This is a genomic window from Nostoc sp. CmiVER01, assembly GCF_034531135.2.
Taxonomy (GTDB): Bacteria; Cyanobacteriota; Cyanobacteriia; order Cyanobacteriales; family Nostocaceae; genus Nostoc.
The window spans coordinates 1-1200 of sequence record NZ_JAVRBU020000047.1 but is presented as its reverse complement, the minus strand read 5'-3'; the positions used below and the strand labels follow the sequence as shown (position 1 = coordinate 1200).

Here is a 1200-nt window from a genome sequence, read left to right as displayed (position 1 = left end):
AAACAAGTCGGTATTGTACTCAAAAGTCGCTTTTAGTCCTGAATTTACCTCTTCTACAAACAAAGTCAAATCAAACTTCGCTGTACTGCTGTCACTGACAGCAACACTCAAGTTTAAACCAGGCAACTCAAACTCTGACATTGGTGCATTTTGCAGCACAAACATCACTTGAAATAGAGGTGTGTGGCTTAAAGAGCGTTGTGGCTGCAATTTTTCCACCAGCAACTCAAAGGGTAAATCCTGGTGTGCATAAGCTTCTAAAGCAACCTCACGCACTTGAGTTAATAACTGCTCAAAAGTCAAATTGCTTTCCAGTTTGGTTCGCAGTACTAGGGTATTGACAAAAAAGCCAATTAACTCTTCTATCTGGGCATGGTTGCGGTTGGCAATTGGCGAACCTACAACAATATCTTCACTGCCACTGTAGCGGGAAAGCAAGGTATTAAATGCTGCCAGCATTGTCATAAACAAGGTACAGCCTTGTTGCTGACTGAAGTTTTGCAGTGCAACTGTCAGTTGTGGAGATATCTGGAAAGTATAGTTAGCACCCCGGAAGGTTTGGATAGCCGGTCTTGGGTAGTCAGTGGGTAATTCTAGGACTGCTGGTGCGTCTTGCAGTTGGTTTTGCCAGTAAGCAAGCTGGGAATCGAGTACATCTGCTGTCAGCCACTGGGTCTGCCAAGCTGCAAAGTCTGCGTATTGAATTGGTAATTCAGCCAAAGGTGAAATTTGTCCATTGCAAAAGGCACAATAAAGTGCAGACAGTTCAGATACAAATACACCGATTGACCAACCATCGGAGGCGATGTGGTGGAATGTCAACAGCAGCACATGTTCGTGTTGGTCGAGGCGTAGCAACTTTGCCCGAATCATCCGGTCAGTTTCCAGATTAAAAGGTTGCTGTGCTTCTGTTTGTGCTAGTTGTTTAACAAGAGCTTCTTGTTCTTCACCAGTTAATTCACTGAGGTCAATGATGGGAAATGATATAAGTGTGACTGATGAAATAACTTGTATTACTTGCCCTGCGACTGTCTGAAAATTTGTTCGTAAGACTTCGTGACGGCGCAGTATTTCGTTGAGGCTATCGTGTAGTGCCTGTTGGTTGAGTTGACCCTGCAAGCGAATTGCACCGGGAATATTATAGAAGGGATTGCCTGGTTCTAACTGAGCCAGGAACCATAGCCGTTGTTGAGCAAAAGA

1 protein-coding gene is annotated in these 1200 nt (G+C 44.2%); it reads right to left on the bottom strand.

Features of this window, described 5'->3' with window-relative positions:
- On the bottom strand, window positions 1-1200 hold a 1200-nt coding region (locus RMZ43_RS35875), incomplete at both ends, for a condensation domain-containing protein (RefSeq protein WP_428851010.1).